A 15,527-nucleotide genomic window follows, 5' to 3' on the forward strand; every position below is an offset into this window, starting at 1 on the left:
GCCTGACACGCGGGCGCCCGCCCGCCCGGCCGGCGCCCGCGTGTCAGGCCAGGCGCAGCAGGCGGCAGCCGTGCGGCTCGAGCTCGAGCTCGACGGCGCCGCCGATGATCGGCAGCTCGGCGCCGCTCCACACGTCGACGGCCGAGGTCGCGCCGGAGCAGCCCAGGTCGGCCAGGTGGGCGGAGTAGGACCGCGCGGACGCGCCCAGCCAGAACACTCCGCGCCACTGCTCGTCGCCGCGCCACGCCGACCACACCACCAGGTCGCCGTCGCGGACGATCTCGCGGCTGCCGTCGCTGCCGAGCAGCGCGAGGACGTCGCCGTTCGTCAGCAGCGCCAGGGTGTCGGCGGGCGTGTCCGGGAGGTGCCCGCCCATCATCAGCGGCGAGCGGAGCAGGCACCACAGCGTCACGAGCGTCCGCTGCTCCGCGGGCGTGAACCGCGAGAGCCGGTCCTCGCCCACGTGGGCGCGCACCCCGATCCGCCCGAGCGGCAGCATGTCGGCGTCGGCCCAGGCGCCGGGGCGCTGGTGCGGAGCCCAGCGCGCGGCCCGCTGGAACTGCTCGTGCAGGTGCGCCCAGTCGTCCCAGAAGTCGTCCGAGATCCGCCACATCTGCGCGCTCGAGCGCAGCAGGTCGAGGTTCTCCAGAGAGAGCTGCTTGCCGGGGGAGAGGCTCAGCACCATCGGCCGGCCGGTCGCGTCGATCGCGCGGGAGATCGCGGCGATCTCCTCCGCCTGGATCGGCGGGTAGAGCACGTCGTCGAGCTTCACGAAGTCGACGCCCCACGAGGCCAGCTGCGCCATCACGGAGTCGTAGTACTGCTGCGCGCCGGGCACGCTCATGTCGACGCCGTAGTCGTCGGGGTTCCACGGGCAGACGTCGCCGCGGTCGGCGATGTCGGCGCAGGTCGCCTCCGACCCGAGCACCGGCAGGCCGAGCTCGGCCGCCCGCCGGGGGACGCCCCGCATCAGGTGCACGCCGAAGCGGAGGCCGAGAGCGTGCACGCGCGCGGCCAGCGCCGTGAATCCGCCCGTCGCCGCGGACGGGAAGCGGCCGACAGCGGGCTGCGGGCGGCCCCAGTCGTCGAGCACCGGCTCCGAGACGTCCTGGTAGTCGCTCGTGCCGGGGTCGGGCTCGTACCACTGGATGTCGACGACGACCGTGTCCCAGCCGTGCGGCAGGAGGTGCTCGGCGAGGTACTCGGCGTTCGCGAGCACCTCCTCCTCCGTCACCGAGGTGCCGAAGCAGTCCCAGCTGTTCCAGCCCATCGGCGGGCGGCGGGCGGCCTCCGTGCGCGCGGCGATCACGCGAGCTCCAGCGTCACGGTCGCGAAGGAGTGCGGGGGCAGCGTGACGCGGAGGCCTGTCGCCGTGGTCTCGACGCCCTCGAGGGTCACGGGGCTCACCTCGTCGGCGGCACCGGGGCGGTTGTGCGCGTCGGGCCGGTCGGCGGTCAGGAGGCGGCCGGTCGCGCCGGTCACGGTCCCGCCGCGGAAGTCGAGGGCGATCTCGAGCGGCTCCTGCAGGTCGACGTTGGTCAGCGAGACCAGGACGCGACCGTCCTTCGTGGAGGCGGAGGCGGAGGAGACGGGGATCTCTCGGCCGTCGACCGCGTGCGTCGGGCCGGCGACCGTGGTCGGCAGCACCGTCGCGTCGTGGTGCCCCTTGTTCATCTCGAACACGTGGTACGTCGGCGTGCGGACCATCTCGCCGCCGTCCGGGTCGGTCAGCAGCATCGCCTGCAGCACGTTCACCGTCTGCGCGATGTTCGCCATCGTCAGGCGGTCCGCGAAGCCGTGGAAGACGTCGAAGTGCCAGGCCGCGACCATCGCGTCGCGGACGGTGTTCTGCTGGAAGAGGAAGCCCGGGTGGGTCCCCGGCTCCACGTCCCACCAGGTGCCCCACTCGTCGAGCACCATCCCGTACTTCTTCTCGGGGTCGTGGACGTCCATCACCGCGGCGTGCGAGCGGAGCAGCTCCTCGATCCCCTGCGCGGCCGCGATCGTGCTCCAGTAGGTGTCGGCGTCGAAGTCGGTCGCGCTGCCTTTCGCGTGCCAGCTGCCGCCGATCGTGTAGTAGTGCACCGAGACCGACTCCCACGGCACGGAGGAGAAGGGGTGCCCCTCGATCTCGGGGATCACCTCCATCAGCGTCTGCGTCCAGTGGGTGTCGGCGCCGTCGGCTCCGGCGGCCACGCGGTAGAGCGGAGTGTCGTTGCCGCTCTGCACGAAGGTCCCGAACTGCCGCGCCAGGTCGGCGTAGGCGCCGGCGCGCATGTTGCCGCCGCAGCCCCAGGTCTCGTTGCCGAGCCCCCAGAAGCGGACGGTCCACGGCTCCTCCCGGCCGTGGGAGCGGCGCAGGTCGGCCATCGGCGACTTCCCCGCGCCGGTGAGGTACTCGGCCCAGTCCGCCATCTCCTGCACCGTGCCGGAGCCGATGTTGCCGGAGATGTAGGCGTCGGCGCCGAGCAGCTCGCAGAGCGCCATGAACTCGTGGGTGCCGAAGGAGTTGTCCTCCGCGACTCCGCCCCACTGCGTGTTGATCAGGCCGGGCCGCTCCTCGCGGGGGCCGATGCCGTTGGTCCAGTGGTAGCGGTCGGCGAAGCAGCCGCCGGGCCAGCGGAGGTTGGGGATGTCGAGCGCGCGGAGGGCCTCGACGACGTCCAGGCGGATCCCGCCCTCGTTCGGGACGGGCGAGTCCTCGCCGACCCAGAAGCCGTCGTAGATGCACCGGCCGAGGTGCTCGGCGAAGTGGCCGTAGAGGTGGCGGCTGATGGTGGCGCCGGGGCGGTCGAGGTCGACGGTGACGGTGCTGAGCACGGAGGACTCCAGTGTTCTCGGGGGTGGTCGGGGGTGGTCGGGTGCGGGGTCGCGTCAGGCGACGCGGACGAGCCGCAGCACGACCACCCGGTCGGGGTGGAACGCGAGCAGGTCGAGGCCCGCCTCGAGCAGCAGGCTGCCGGAGTAGGAGGGCGCCTCCTCCGCGCTGTCCAGCGGCACGGTCGCCTCCAGCCAGCGCGGGCTGAGCCACCAGGGGCCGAGCGACTCGGGGCGCGCCGCCTCGATGCGGTAGCGCGCCTCGGGCAGGAGGCCCGGGAGGCGCATCCGGTGGCGGGTGTCGGGGGAGAGGACGGGCGTCATCAGCGTGTAGAGCGCCTCGGAGCCGTCGGGCGCGACCACACCGCGCAGCGTCGGCGAGTCGGGGTCGAAGTCGCCGTCGCCGACCACGCGGCCGGTCGCGATCAGCTCCCGGTGCTCGCGGTAGGCGGCGATCCAGCGGCCGAGCACGGCGGAGTCGCCCTCGCTCAGCTCGCGCAGGTCCCACTCCACGCCGAAGTGGCCGAGGAACGCGGTGGCGCAGCGGGTGTGCAGGTCGCTGGTGCGGCCGGTGACGGAGGAGACCTCCGAGGCGACGTGGGAGCCCAGCATCTCCGGCGGCACGAGCAGGCCGGTCCAGCGGAGCATCCGGGTGCGGTCGAGCGGGTCGTGGTTGTCGGAGGTGTGCACGCGGTCGGTGCGCTCCAGGATCCCGAGGTCGACCCGTCCGCCGCCCGAGGCGCAGCTCTCGATCTCGAGCGCGGGGTGCCGGGCGCGCAGCTCGTCCATCAGCCGGTAGCCCGCGAGGGTCTGCTCGTGCACGGCGGGCGCTCCGGAGGCGGGGTGGCCGGCATCGATCAGGTCGCGGTTGTGGTCCCACTTCAGGTAGGCCACGTCGAGGTCGCGGATCAGGGTGTCGAGGGCCTCGAGGATGTGCGCGAAGGCGTCGGGGTTCGTGAGGTCGAGCACCTGCTGGAAGCGCCAGCGGGCGGGGAGCTCGGAGGCGCGGGCGCGCAGGATCCAGTCGGGGTGGGCGCGCGCGAGGTCGGAGTCCTCGTTGATCATCTCGGGCTCGACCCAGAGGCCGAACTCCATGCCGAGGCCGCGCACGTGGTCGGCGAGCGGGGAGAGCCCGTCGGGCCACTTCCCGGGGTCGGCCGTCCAGTCGCCGAGGCCGGCGCGGTCGTCCGAGCGGCCGAGGAACCAGCCGTCGTCGAGCACGTACCGCTCGACGCCGAGAGCGGCCGCACGGTCGGCGAGCTCGCTGAGCGTGGCGAGGTCCTGGTCGAAGTAGACCGCCTCCCACACGTTGAGCGTGACGGGGCGCGGGCGGAGGGAGGAGCGCGAGCGGGCGCGGAGGAACGCGTGGTACCGCGCGGCCGCGTCGTCGAGCCCGGTGCCGACGCTGCCGTAGATCCAGGGGGAGCTGTAGCTCTCGCCGGTCGCCAGGCGGACCTCGCCGGGGAGCAGCAGCTCGCCGCCCCGGAACGCGAGGTGGGCGTCGGTCCGCTCGACGGCGTGCTCGTGGTCGCCGCCGATGCCGACGTGGCAGAGCCAGACCCGGCCGGAGCGGGCGTCGAAGCCCGGGGTGCCGACCGCGACGACCGTGGTCGCGTCGAGCCCGGTGCGCCCGCGGCGGGAGGAGCGCGAGTGGGTGCCCATGACGACGGGGTGGCGCTGCGGGATCTTCTCGGTGCCCCAGCGGCCGGCGAAGTCCAGGATCTCGCGGGCCTCGGTCGGGATCCGCAGTGCCGGGTCGACGCCGATCACCTCGAGGACACCGGGGGCGGTGCTGCGGACGGTCGCGCGGGTCCTGAGCAGTCCGGCGGGTGAGAGATCGATCTCTAGAACGACCCCGATCCCCGCCTCCTCGTCGCGCGCCTCCACGGTGATCAGCGCGCTGCCGCACTGCACGACGGCCCCCTCCGGGACCTCCCGCCCGTCGACCGAGACGCCGGCGACGACGAGGCGGGGCGACCATCCGGCGCCTCCGCGGTGCACCCGCAGGCCCGGGAGACCCGACCAGCCGAAGGAGTGCTCGGGGAGGACCGAGGGCTCGTAGGGCACGTCTGAATCCCCGTCAATCCCTGTGCGGACAGGGGTTCCGGCGTATTCCATCAGATCGTCGTCGCTCGCCCGGAGCAGCGGGCCCCAGTGGGCCAGCACGGGGAGCGCGCCTCCCGTCTGGGTGAGGAGGACGGAGACGTCAGCGGCGACGGCATGGATCACCCGGGGCGGATTCATAACGACATTCCTACCGTCTCTCCCGGGCTGAGTACAGTGAGAGATCGATCTCGATCAACGACGAGGAGCTCCCGAATGCCGACCCCTCCCACCCTCCAGGGCACCCGCCTCGAGCGCGGTCTCCTCGACGCCCGGCGCCGGCTCAACCGCGCCTACCTCGTCTCGCTCGAGGACGACGCCCTGCTGCAGAACTTCCTCCTCGAGGCCGGCATCGGCGACCAGGACTGGCACCTGAAGCCCTCGCTCGGCACTCCGGAGTCGCGCGGCGCGGCCCGGCACTGGGGCTGGGAGACGCCGGGCGGCGCGCTGCGCGGGCACTTCCTCGGCCACTGGCTCTCGGCCGCCGCGCGGGAGACCGCGGTCACCGGGGATCCGCTCCTCGGCGTGAAGCTGCAGGCGGTCCTCGACGGGCTGGAGCGCTGCCAGGAGGAGAACGGCGACGGCTGGATCTGGGCGATCCCGCCCCGCTTCCTCCGGCGCCTGGCCGAGGGCAGGCCGATCTGGGCGCCTCAGTACGCGATGCACAAGCTGCTGATGGGCCTCGTCGACGTGCACCGCGACCTCGGCGACGAGCGGGCCCTCCGCCTCGCGCGGAACGCGACCGCGCCCCTCCTGGAGTGGGTGCGCGGCTTCGACGACGACGCGTTCCAGCGGATCATGGAGGTCGAGACGGGCGGGATGCTCGAGGTCTGGGCCGACCTGCTCGCGATCACCGGCGACCCGGTCTACTCCGAGCTGCTGGAGCGCTACTACCGCCGCTCCCTCTTCGACGGGCTGCTCGAGGGGCGCGACGTGCTGACCAACATGCACGCCAACACCACGATCCCCGAGGTGCTGGGCGCCGCGCGCGCCTACGAGGTCACCGGCGACGAGCGCTGGCGGCGGATCGTGGAGGAGTACTGGCGCCAGGCGGTCACCGCCCGCGGCACCTTCTGCACCGGCGGGCAGACCTCGGGCGAGATATGGACGCCGCCGTTCGAGTTCGCCGCCCGCCGCGGCGAGAAGACGCAGGAGCACTGCACGGTCTACAACATGATCCGGCTGGCCGACGTGCTGCTCCGCTGGACCGGCGAGCTCGCCTACGCCGACTACATCGAGCGGAACCTGGTCAACGGGATCCTCGCCCAGCAGCACCCGCGGACCGGGATGGTCGCCTACTTCCTGCCGCTCGAGGGCGGCGCGGCGAAGGACTGGGGCACGCCGACCGAGGACTTCTGGTGCTGCCACGGCACGCTCGTGCAGGCGCACACCCGCCACTCCGACCTGGTCTTCTACCCGGACGAGGAGGGGGTGACGATCGCGCAGCACGTCGACGCGAGCACCCGCGTGACGCTCGACGGCGCGGAGACGGCCGTGCGGGTCGAGGTGCTCGACAACGCCGGCTACGTGGGCCCGGACGCGAACGCGGGGGAGGCGGGCGACACGCGCCGGCCGACCGCGACCCGGGTGCGCGTCGAGGTCTCGGGTGCCGCTCTGCGGGTGCAGGTGCGGGTCCCCGCGTGGATCGCGGACGAGCCGCACGTGGCCGGCGACACCGAGCGGGTGGGCCGCGGCGAGGACGTGCTCGTGATCGAGCACCCGGGCGGAGCGACGAGTGTGGACTTCGCGTTCCCCTTCGAGCTGCGGACCGTGCCGATCCCGGACGAGCCGGGGACGGTCGCCTTCGTCGAGGGCGCCACGGTGCTCGCCGGGCTGGTCGACCGCGAGGTCGCGCTCCGCGGCTCCCTCGACGACGCCGCCTCCCTCCTGGCGCCGGACAACGAGCGGCAGTGGACGCAGTGGCTGCGCGGGTACCGCACGATCGGGCAGTCCGCGTCGATCCGCTTCCGCCCGGTGCACGAGATCGGGGACGAGCGGTTCTCCGTGTACTTCCCGATCCTGCCGGATCCGACCCGGCCGGAGGCGACCCGGCCGGACACGACCCGGCCGGACACGACGTCGCCGGTCCGCGAGGGCCGGAGCCGATGAACAGGAGCCCCATGACCCAGCTCGGCCGATCCGCGTGACCCGCGCCACCGCCGCCCGCGCCACCGCCGCCCGCGCCACTGCCGCCCGCGCCGTCCCCTCGGCGCGCATCCTGCTCCCGATCTTCGCGATGCTGGTCGGCTTCGGGCCGCTCACCATCGACCTCGTCCTCCCGTTCCTGCCCTCGCTCGGCGCCGACCTCGAGATATCGGCCGCCTCGGCGCAGCTCGTCGTGACCGGCGCCACCTTCGGCTTCGCCGCCGGCCAGCTCTTCTCCGGGCCGCTCAGCGACGCGGTCGGCCGGCGCTGGCCGCTCGGGATCTCGGCGGGCCTGCACATCGCGGCGAGCCTGGTCGCGGCGAGCACCACCGAGACCGCGGTGCTGATGCCCGCGCGGTTCGTGCAGGGAGCGGCCTGCACCGCGGCCGGAGTGGTGGTCGTCGCCATCGTGCGCGACCTCTACAGCGGCAAGCGGCTGGTGACGATGCTCGCGAATCTGGCGGTCATCACGAGCGTCTTCCCGATCCTGGTGCCCTCGCTCGGCGCGCAGCTGACCAAGGTGCTCGACTGGCGCGGCTCCTTCCTGGTCGTCGCGGTCTGGGGAGCCGTCGCGACCGCGATCGCGCTGCTCGTGCTGCCCGAGACGCTCCCGCCCGAGAAGCGGCACCAGGGCGGACTGCTGCCCTCTCTCCGCAACTCCTTCGGACTGCTGCGCCGGCCGCGGATCCTGGCGCTCGCCGCAGCGTCGGCCGCCGGCTGGTCGGTGGGCTTCGGCTACCTGGCGACGGCGCCGTACCTCTACACGAACGTGTTCCGGGTGAACGCCGACGGCTACGGGCTGCTCTTCCTCGCCACGTCGCTGATCACGATCGCCGTCGGCCAGACGACGGGCCGCGTGCTGATCCCGCGCTTCGGCGCCCGCTGGGCGATGACCGCCTCCGCGATCGTGACCGCCCTGGGCTCGGTCGTGCTGATCGTGCTGTCGCTCTCCGGCGACCAGCCGCTCCTGGTGATCGTGGGAGCCCTGACCTTCGCGCTCGCCGGCCGCTCGCTGGGCGCGCCCGCCGTGCAGTTCCTCTCGCTGCAGGGTCCGTCGCGGGAGGCGGCGAGCGTCACGGCGGTCCTCGGCACGGTGAGCTTCACCGCGGCCGGGCTGGTCATGCCGGTGATGGGCGGATTCGCGGAGGTGTCGCTGGTTCCGTTCGCGATCCTCATCATGGCGGCGGCCGTGATCGAGGGCGTGGTGGCGGTGCTGTTCCGGTCGCGGCGCTTCGCCGCCGACGGCGAGGCGGACGGGCGCGGCGAGGCCGCGGTGGGCCCCGTTCCGCGTTCCGAGACAGAGCTCGACGCGGCACCGGGGTCCTGAACCCGCCGTCCGACGCCGAGCGCGCCGCCCCTGCTCCCGCGACGACTCAAGAGTCGTCGCACTCGACGCCGAGTGCGACGACTTCTGCCCTCTCGCGGCCGCGCGCTCGGCGCCGGCGGCTCCGGGGGCCGCGACTGTCCAGGAGTTGTCGCAGTGGGCGCCGAGTGCGACAACTCCTGGATACTCGCGGTGGGCGCTGAGGGCGGGCGCTGAGGGTGGGCGCGCAGGACGCGGCCCCGGCGGGCCCGCACGCGCAGCGGCTCAGCCGGCGGGCCACTCCAGCTCGAGGCGCACCGGCTCGGAGCCGAAGGCCACGCGGCCGTCGAGCACGGCGGAGCCGTCGACGCGCAGGACGGCCGCGCGGCCGGCCGTGACGCGCGTCCCTGCAGCGGGCGCCAGCCACTCCGCCCCGGCGACCCGCCGGACCGTCGCGACGGCGCGGCCCGGCTCCCACGAGAGCTCGTCCACGATCAGCCCGCCGCGGGCGCGCAGCCCGGTCACGGAGCCGCGCGGCCAGGCCGCGGGCAGCGCCGGCAGCACGGTCAGCGAGTCGGCCGTCGATCCGAGCAGCATCGCCGCGACCAGGCCCGGCAGCCCGCCGCTCGCGTCGAGGTTGAAGATGCGGCCCGCGTCGTGGCGGGTCGTCAGCGCCGGCGACCAGTGGTCGACCGCCAGCCACTCCGCGCACACCAGCGCCGACTCCGTGTCGCCGAGCACCGCCGCGGCGACGCCGACCTGCACGAGGCCGAACGCCATCTCCATCCGGCCGGGGGGCGCGGTGGGGGCCTCGGCCCGCCACGCGATCTTCGCCCGCACGGTCGCCAGCGCCGCGGCCCGGAGGCGCTCGTCGCCCGCGACCGCCGCGTCGGGCTCGTACCAGAGCGGGTACAGCTGCGAGGCGTGCCGGTGCGCGATCTCCTCGCCCCAGCGCGGATCGATCCACTCGGCGAGCGTGCCGTCCTCGGCCACGCGGTACCCGGGCAGGTCGGCCACCACCTGCGACCAGCGGGCGTCGAGGGAGTCGTCGCCGCGGGCGCGTCCGAGCAGCGCGGTCGCGCGGGCCGCGTCGCGGAGGACCGCCACGTCCATCGTCGCGTCGACCGCCGTCGGCACCCGCTCCCCGCCGGGGGTGTTCTCGGGTGAGTAGGAGGGGACGATCCGCCGCACCCCGTCGACGACCACCGTCGCGGTCTCGGCGAAGCGCAGGACACCCTCGGCCAGCTCCCACAGGCGGTCGTCGACGATCGAGCGGTCGCCGGTCGCGGCGACCACGTCGGCGGCGAGGCGCAGCACCCAGCCGCCGCAGCCGGTCCAGAAGAGGTGCGGGTAGTGCTCCGAGAAGTGGTCGGCGCGGCCGTGGGTCGACATCCGCGACGGGAGGAGCATCCCCTCGGCCCCGTAGACGAGGCGCGCGTTGTCGCGGTAGTCGTCGAGGTGCGGGAGGACCAGCTCGAGCAGCGAGAGCACGAGCTCGGGGGTGCCGGTCGGGATCATGCCCGCCATCGCGCCGTTCTGGACGTTGCCGTTCAGCGTGTAGTCGGCCGACCACGCCGGCCGCCAGGTCCCCTGCCAGACGCCCTGCAGCGTCGGCGGCAGCTCGCCGGTGGACGCGACGATGTTCGCCCGGCCGCTCAGCCAGGCCAGCTCGACCACGCGGCGGCGGGCGCCCGCGTCGCCGGAACGGGCGGCGTCCCACAGGTCCTCGGTCAGCTCCGCGTCGAAGGCGCCGTCGAGGTCGAGCACGGAGGCGCCGACCAGCCGGCCGTGCCCCTCGCGCTGGGCGTCGCGCAGCTCCTCCCACGAGAGGTCGGCGGAGGCGTCGGGAGCCGCGCCGATCGCGACGTCCAGCCGCAGCACGCGGGCGACCCCCGCGGAGAGCTCCACGTCCGAGACGGCGGCGCCCCCGGCCACGCGCCACGTCGCTCCGCTCGTCGCCCGCGTCACGACGCGGATCGCCGTCGGACCCTCGCCCGCCTCGGCGGTGAGCACCCCGGAGGAGCCGCCCTCGACGTGCGACGAGACCACGGCCGAGGCGTCGGGCACGCCGGTGTCGAACGACGTCGCCTCGCCGGCTCCGAGCGCGAGCTCGACGGTGACGACGGTGTCCGCGGAGGACTCCAGAGCCAGCCGGACGCCCTCGCCGCCGTGCGGGGCGAGCAGGCGCACGGCGTGGCGGCCGCCGTTCTCGTCGGTCCACTCCACCGCGGCCTCGCCGCCGAGCGGATCGATCAGGCGGATCGCCGAGGCGACGCCGCCGGGGGTGCGCAGCGAGACGGTCGCGCAGAGGCCGAGCGGGTCGGTCCAGATCAGGCCGCCGTCGTAGCCGCTGTCGCGGGCAGCGCGGGCGAGCAGGGCCGTGCCGGTGTCGGAGTCGCCGGCCAGCAGGGCGCCGCGCAGCTCGTCGCGGACACCGGCGAGGTCGGGTGCGTCGGGGCGCGGATTGACGGGGAGGAACCAGCGCTCGTGGGCGAGCGGGACGGTCAGGGAGTCGGCGGGGCCGTGCGCGACGGCGCCGACGCGGCCGCTGCCGACGGTAAGGCCGTCCTCCCATGTCGGGGCGGGAGTGGCGGTGGCGAGGGCGGCGCGCGACGATGCGCGGTCGATCGATCGGATGATCGTTCCTTCCGTCAGGGTGCTCCTGATATGTTGCGTGGAACTTCAAATTAGCCGCCAGGGCACCCGGAGGGCCAACCCGGGCGGCGACTCGAGTGAGGACACCGCGATGACGCGACCGATCACCCTGTTCACCGGCCAGTGGGCCGACCTCCCGTTCGAGGAGGTGGCGCGCCTCGCGGGGGAGTGGGGCTACGACGGCCTCGAGATCGCGTGCTGGGGCGACCACATCGACGTGGCGCGCTGGGACGACGCGGAGTACGTGCAGAGCCGGAAGGACGTGCTCGCCGCGAACGGCCTGCAGGTGTTCGCGATCTCGAACCACCTCACCGGCCAGGCGGTCTGCGACGACCCGATCGACGAGCGACACCGCGACATCCTCAGCGACCGCGTCTGGGGCGACGGCGACCCCGAGGGCGTCCGGCAGCGCGCCGCCCAGGACCTCAAGGACACCGCCCGCTTCGCCGCCGCGCTCGGCGTGACGCAGGTCAACGGCTTCTCCGGCTCGTCGATCTGGAAGGGCGTGGCCATGTTCCCGCCCGCCTCCGACGAGTGGATCGCCGCCGGCTACCAGGACTTCGCGGACCGCTGGAACCCGATCCTCGACGTCTTCGAGGAGGTCGGCGTCCGCTACGCGCTCGAGGTGCACCCGAGCGAGATCGCCTACGACTACTGGACCGCCCAGCGGACCCTCGAGGCGATCAGCCACCGCGCCTCGTTCGGCTTCAACTTCGACCCGTCGCACTTCGTCTGGCAGCAGCTCGACAGCGTCGCGTTCGTGCTCGACTTCGCCGACCACATCTTCCACGTGCACGTGAAGGAGTCGGTCACCAACCTCGACGGCCGCAACGGCGTCCTCGGCTCGCACCTGCCGTGGGCGAACCCACGCCGCGGCTGGACCTTCGTCTCGACCGGGCACGGCGCCGTCCCGTGGGAGCCGGTGTTCCGCGCGCTCAACGCGATCGGCTACACCGGTCCGACCAGCGTCGAGTGGGAGGACGCCGGCATGGACCGCCTCGACGGCGCCCCGGAGGCCCTGGCCTTCGTGCGGAGGCTCAACGCGATCACGCCGCCGGCCGACGCCTTCGACGCGGCGTTCTCGACCTCGCGCGACTGACCGCCCGCCGGCGCGCCTGCGTCTCGGAGGCCGGGAGGACCGACCGCCCGGGAGGGCCGTCCGGGCACCCCGGCCTCCATCGTGCCGCGAGCGCGTCCGCAACCGAGGTCGGGATGCTGTATCGGGCGCCGAACGGGCCGGAGAGGGCGATCCGCCCTCGATTGCTGACGTGATCCGGCTCGGACTCGGCGGCGGGCCCCCGCGCCGACCGGGCGGCCTGCCGGTAACGACGGGACGGCCGGCCCCCGCAGGGAGCCGGCCGTTCCGTTCTCGCAGGATCTACAGGCCCTGGGAGAGGCGGTAGTACGCCGCGTTCGAGCGGATGTCGGCCTCGAAGCCGCGCAGGGTGGTCGACTCGTCGATCACCAGGAGCTCGACGCCGGCGATGCGGGCGAAGTCCTCCCACGCCTCCAGGCCGATCTGCGTCGTCATCACCGTGTGGTGCGCGGCACCGGCGGTGATCCAGGCGGCGGCGCTGGTGCCGAAGTCCGGGGCGGGCTGCCAGACGGCGCGGCCGACGGGCAGGTGCGGCAGCGTCTGCGGCGGCTCGACGTTCTGCACCTTGTTCGCGACCAGGCGGAAGCGCTCGCGGACGTCGCTCAGGGCGACCACCACGGCGGGACCTGCGTCGGCGGTGAAGACCAGGCGCACCGGGTCCTCGCGGCCGCCGATGCCCAGCGGGTGGATCTCGAGCGAGGCGCGCTTCGACGACAGGGACGGCGACACCTCGAGCATGTGCGCGCCGAGGATGAGCTCCTCGCCGGGCGTCATGTCGTAGGTGTAGTCCTCCATCAGGCTGGTGCCGCCGGGGAGGCCGGCGCCCATGACGGCGGCGATGCGGATGAGGACGGCCGTCTTCCAGTCGCCCTCTCCGCCGAAGCCGTAGCCGTCGGCCATGAGGCGCTGCACGGCGAGGCCGGGGAGCTGGCGGAGCCCGCCGAGGTCCTCGAAGCTGTCGGTGAACGCCTCGAAGCCGCCCTCCTCCAGGAACGAGCGCAGGCCGATCTCGACCGCGGCGCCGTAGCGGAGCGACTCGTGGCGCTCGCCGCCGGGGAGCAGCTCGGGAACCACGTCGTAGCTCTCGAGGTACTCGGCGACGAGGGCGTCGATCTGCTCGGAGGTCGCGGCGTCGACGCGCTCGACGAGCTCGTTCACACCCCAGGTGTTGACGCTGACGCCGAGGCGGATCTCGGCCTCGGTCTTGTCGCCCTCGGTGACGGCGACGTTGCGCATGTTGTCGCCGAAGCGGGCGACCTTCATGCTCTGCGAAGCGGACCAGCCGGCGGCCGCGCGCGACCAGGTGCCGATGGCCTCGGTGACGCGGGCGTCGCTCGCGTGGCCGACGACCGTCTTCCGGGGCACGCTCATCCGGCTGAGGATGTAGCCGTGCTCGCGGTCGCCGTGCGCGGCCTGGTTGAGGTTCATGAAGTCGAAGTCGATGTCCTGCCACGGCAGGGCGACGTTCGCCTGGGTGTGGAAGTGCAGCAGCGGCTTGGCGAGCGCGTCGAAGCCGTGGATCCACATCTTCGAGGGGCTGAAGGTGTGCATCCAGGTGATGACGCCCACGACGGAGTCGTCGGAGTTCGCCTCGATCATGGTGCGGCGGATGGCGTCGGAGCTCTTCAGCACCGGCTTCCACTCGACGGTCACGGGGATCGCGCCCGCCTCGTTCAGCTGCGCGACGACGGCCTGCGACTGCTCGGCGACCTGGCGGAGGGTGTCCTCGCCGTAGAGGTCCTGGCTGCCGGTCAGGAACCAGACGGTGCGGGTGGCGAGGTCGGGAATGATGCTCTGGTACACGCTCATGCGATGGCTCCGGTGGGGTTCTGTCCGTAGACGTTCTGGTAGCGGTCGAACAGGGCGTCGATCGACTCCTGCGGGATGGGGACGAGCTCGCCGCCCTGGCGCGCGAGGTGCACGGTGCGGGCGACGTCCTCGGCCATGACGGCCGCCTTGACGGCGTCCTTCGCGTCCTTGCCGATGGTGAAGACGCCGTGGTTCTGCATCAGGACCGCGCGCGAGCGGTGCCCGCTGAGGGTCGCGACGATGCCGCGGCCGATGGAGTCGTCGCCGATGATCGCGAACGGGCCGATGGGGATCTCCCCGCCGAACTCGTCGGCCATCGCGGTGATGACGCAGGGGATCGACTCGGCGCGGGCCGCCCACGCGGTCGCGTAGGTGGAGTGCGTGTGCACGACCCCGCCGACCTCGGGCATCTCGCGGTACACATAGGCGTGCGCCGCGGTGTCGCTGGAGGGGCTGCGGTCGCTGCCGGGGGTGCCGGGGACGACGTTCCCGTCGAGGTCGCAGAGGATCATGTTCTCGGGCGCGAGGTCGTCGTAGGAGACGCCGCTGGGCTTGATCACGAAGAGGTCGGCGCCGGGCACGCGGCCCGAGATGTTGCCGCCGGTCCAGATGACGAGGCCGTAGCGGACGAGCTCGGAGTGCAGCCGCGCGACGTCCTCGCGGACGCGGGCGATCGCCTCCTCGACGGCGGGGTTCTGGGTGGTCATGCGGTGGCTCCCTGGTTCTGCGGGTCGGTGAGGGTCTCGACGGCGGTCTGCTCGACGGCGAGGCCGGCGCGGTAGCGCTCGAGGTAGGCGGAGAAGCCGGCGACGTCGTCCGCGTCGGGGGCGACGGTCTCGAAGCCGGAGTCGCCGAAGACCTGATCCGTCAGGTACGCGTCGAGCGAGACTCCGCTCTGCAGGCGGTAGGCGGCGAGCACGGCCATGCCCCACGGGCCGCCCTCGGACGCGGTCGCGGCGACCGAGACGGGGGCGTCGAGTGCGCCGGCGAGGAAGCGCTGGGCGACTCCGGCGGTGCGGAACATGCCTCCGTGCGCGAACATCTCGTCGATCCGGACGCCCTCGCCCGCGAGGACGCGCATGCCCAGCGCGAGCGTGCCGAACACGCCGTAGAGCTGCGCGCGCATGAAGTTGGCGAGCGTGAGGCGCGAGTCGGGGGTGCGCACGACGAGCGGGCGGCCCTCGACCAGGCCGGCGATCGGCTCGCCCGCGAGGTGGTTGTAGGCGAGCAGTCCGCCCGCGTCCGCCTCGCCCTCGAGCGCCTCGGCGAAGAGGGTGCCGTAGACGGCGTCGCTGTCGGAGGGGCCGCCGGACGCGGCGGCGAACCGCGAGAACAGGCCGACCCAGCCGGCGAGCTCGCTGGCTCCGTTGTTGCAGTGGACCATCGCGACGAGATCGCCCGCGGGGGTCGCGACGAGGTCGAGCTCGTGGTGCACGCTCTCCAGCGGGCCCTCGAGGACGACCATGGCGAAGATGCTGGTGCCGGCGCTGACGTTGCCGGTGCGCGGGGCGACGGAGTTGGTCGCCACCATGCCGGTGCCGGCGTCGCCCTCGGGCGGGCAGGCGGGGGCGCCGGCACCGGCATGGTGGCGACCAACTC

The 15,527-nt window shown here is 73.6% G+C and carries 10 protein-coding genes; 3 read left to right on the forward strand and 7 right to left on the reverse strand.

The window, feature by feature from the left end:
* Positions 1-43: 43 nt before the first annotated feature.
* The 3 genes from C5D08_RS16215 to C5D08_RS16225 are packed head-to-tail and all read right to left on the reverse strand — an operon-like array spanning position 44 to position 5,061.
* Positions 44-1,309 carry a glycoside hydrolase family 27 protein gene (locus C5D08_RS16215; RefSeq protein ID WP_258067441.1) on the reverse strand — a complete coding sequence of 422 codons (1,266 nt, stop codon included), beginning with the start codon at positions 1,307-1,309 and terminating at the stop codon, positions 44-46.
* Complete coding sequence (locus C5D08_RS16220; protein WP_219815192.1) at positions 1,306-2,820, reverse strand: alpha-N-arabinofuranosidase; 1,515 nt, start codon at positions 2,818-2,820, stop codon at positions 1,306-1,308. Before C5D08_RS16220 ends, C5D08_RS16215 begins: the two co-directional genes overlap by 4 nt.
* Before the next feature lie 54 nt (positions 2,821-2,874).
* Positions 2,875-5,061, reverse strand: coding sequence for an alpha-galactosidase (locus tag C5D08_RS16225; protein ID WP_104277897.1), 2,187 nt, complete (start codon positions 5,059-5,061; stop codon positions 2,875-2,877).
* 75 nt (positions 5,062-5,136) lie between these two features.
* Between C5D08_RS16225 and C5D08_RS16230 the strand changes: the two genes are divergently transcribed.
* Both C5D08_RS16230 and C5D08_RS16235 read left to right on the forward strand, forming a co-directional pair.
* Positions 5,137-7,029: a beta-L-arabinofuranosidase domain-containing protein gene (locus tag C5D08_RS16230; protein WP_181110263.1), complete on the forward strand. Its 1,893-nt coding sequence runs from the start codon at positions 5,137-5,139 to the stop codon at positions 7,027-7,029.
* A gap of 34 nt (positions 7,030-7,063) precedes the next feature.
* On the forward strand, positions 7,064-8,392 hold the full coding sequence (locus tag C5D08_RS16235; protein WP_104277899.1) for an MFS transporter: 1,329 nt from the start codon (positions 7,064-7,066) through the stop codon (positions 8,390-8,392).
* A gap of 261 nt (positions 8,393-8,653) precedes the next feature.
* Here the strand turns inward: C5D08_RS16235 and C5D08_RS16240 are convergent, their stop codons facing one another.
* The gene (locus tag C5D08_RS16240; RefSeq protein WP_374953960.1) at positions 8,654-11,035 is read right to left on the reverse strand and encodes a glycoside hydrolase family 95-like protein; all 2,382 of its coding nucleotides are present in this window, start codon (positions 11,033-11,035) and stop codon (positions 8,654-8,656) included.
* Positions 11,036-11,114: 79 nt separating this feature from the next.
* Between C5D08_RS16240 and C5D08_RS16245 the strand changes: the two genes are divergently transcribed.
* Positions 11,115-12,122, forward strand: a complete 1,008-nt coding sequence (locus C5D08_RS16245) for a sugar phosphate isomerase/epimerase (RefSeq protein WP_104277901.1) — start codon at positions 11,115-11,117, stop codon at positions 12,120-12,122.
* Positions 12,123-12,401: 279 nt separating this feature from the next.
* Here the strand turns inward: C5D08_RS16245 and araA are convergent, their stop codons facing one another.
* From araA to C5D08_RS16260, 3 genes are all read right to left on the reverse strand, one after another.
* The gene (gene araA, locus C5D08_RS16250; RefSeq protein ID WP_104277902.1) at positions 12,402-13,928 is read right to left on the reverse strand and encodes an L-arabinose isomerase; all 1,527 of its coding nucleotides are present in this window, start codon (positions 13,926-13,928) and stop codon (positions 12,402-12,404) included.
* A complete protein-coding gene (locus tag C5D08_RS16255; protein WP_104238447.1) occupies positions 13,925-14,635 on the reverse strand; it encodes an L-ribulose-5-phosphate 4-epimerase in 711 nt (236 codons plus the stop codon). Before C5D08_RS16255 ends, araA begins: the two co-directional genes overlap by 4 nt.
* A partial coding sequence (locus tag C5D08_RS16260; protein WP_258067442.1) for an FGGY-family carbohydrate kinase occupies positions 14,632-15,527 on the reverse strand: 896 nt, incomplete at its 5' end. The genes C5D08_RS16255 and C5D08_RS16260, both read right to left, overlap by 4 nt.

The sequence above is a fragment of the Rathayibacter sp. AY1B6 genome (genome assembly GCF_002932755.1).
In the GTDB taxonomy this organism is placed as follows: Bacteria; Actinomycetota; Actinomycetes; order Actinomycetales; family Microbacteriaceae; genus Rathayibacter.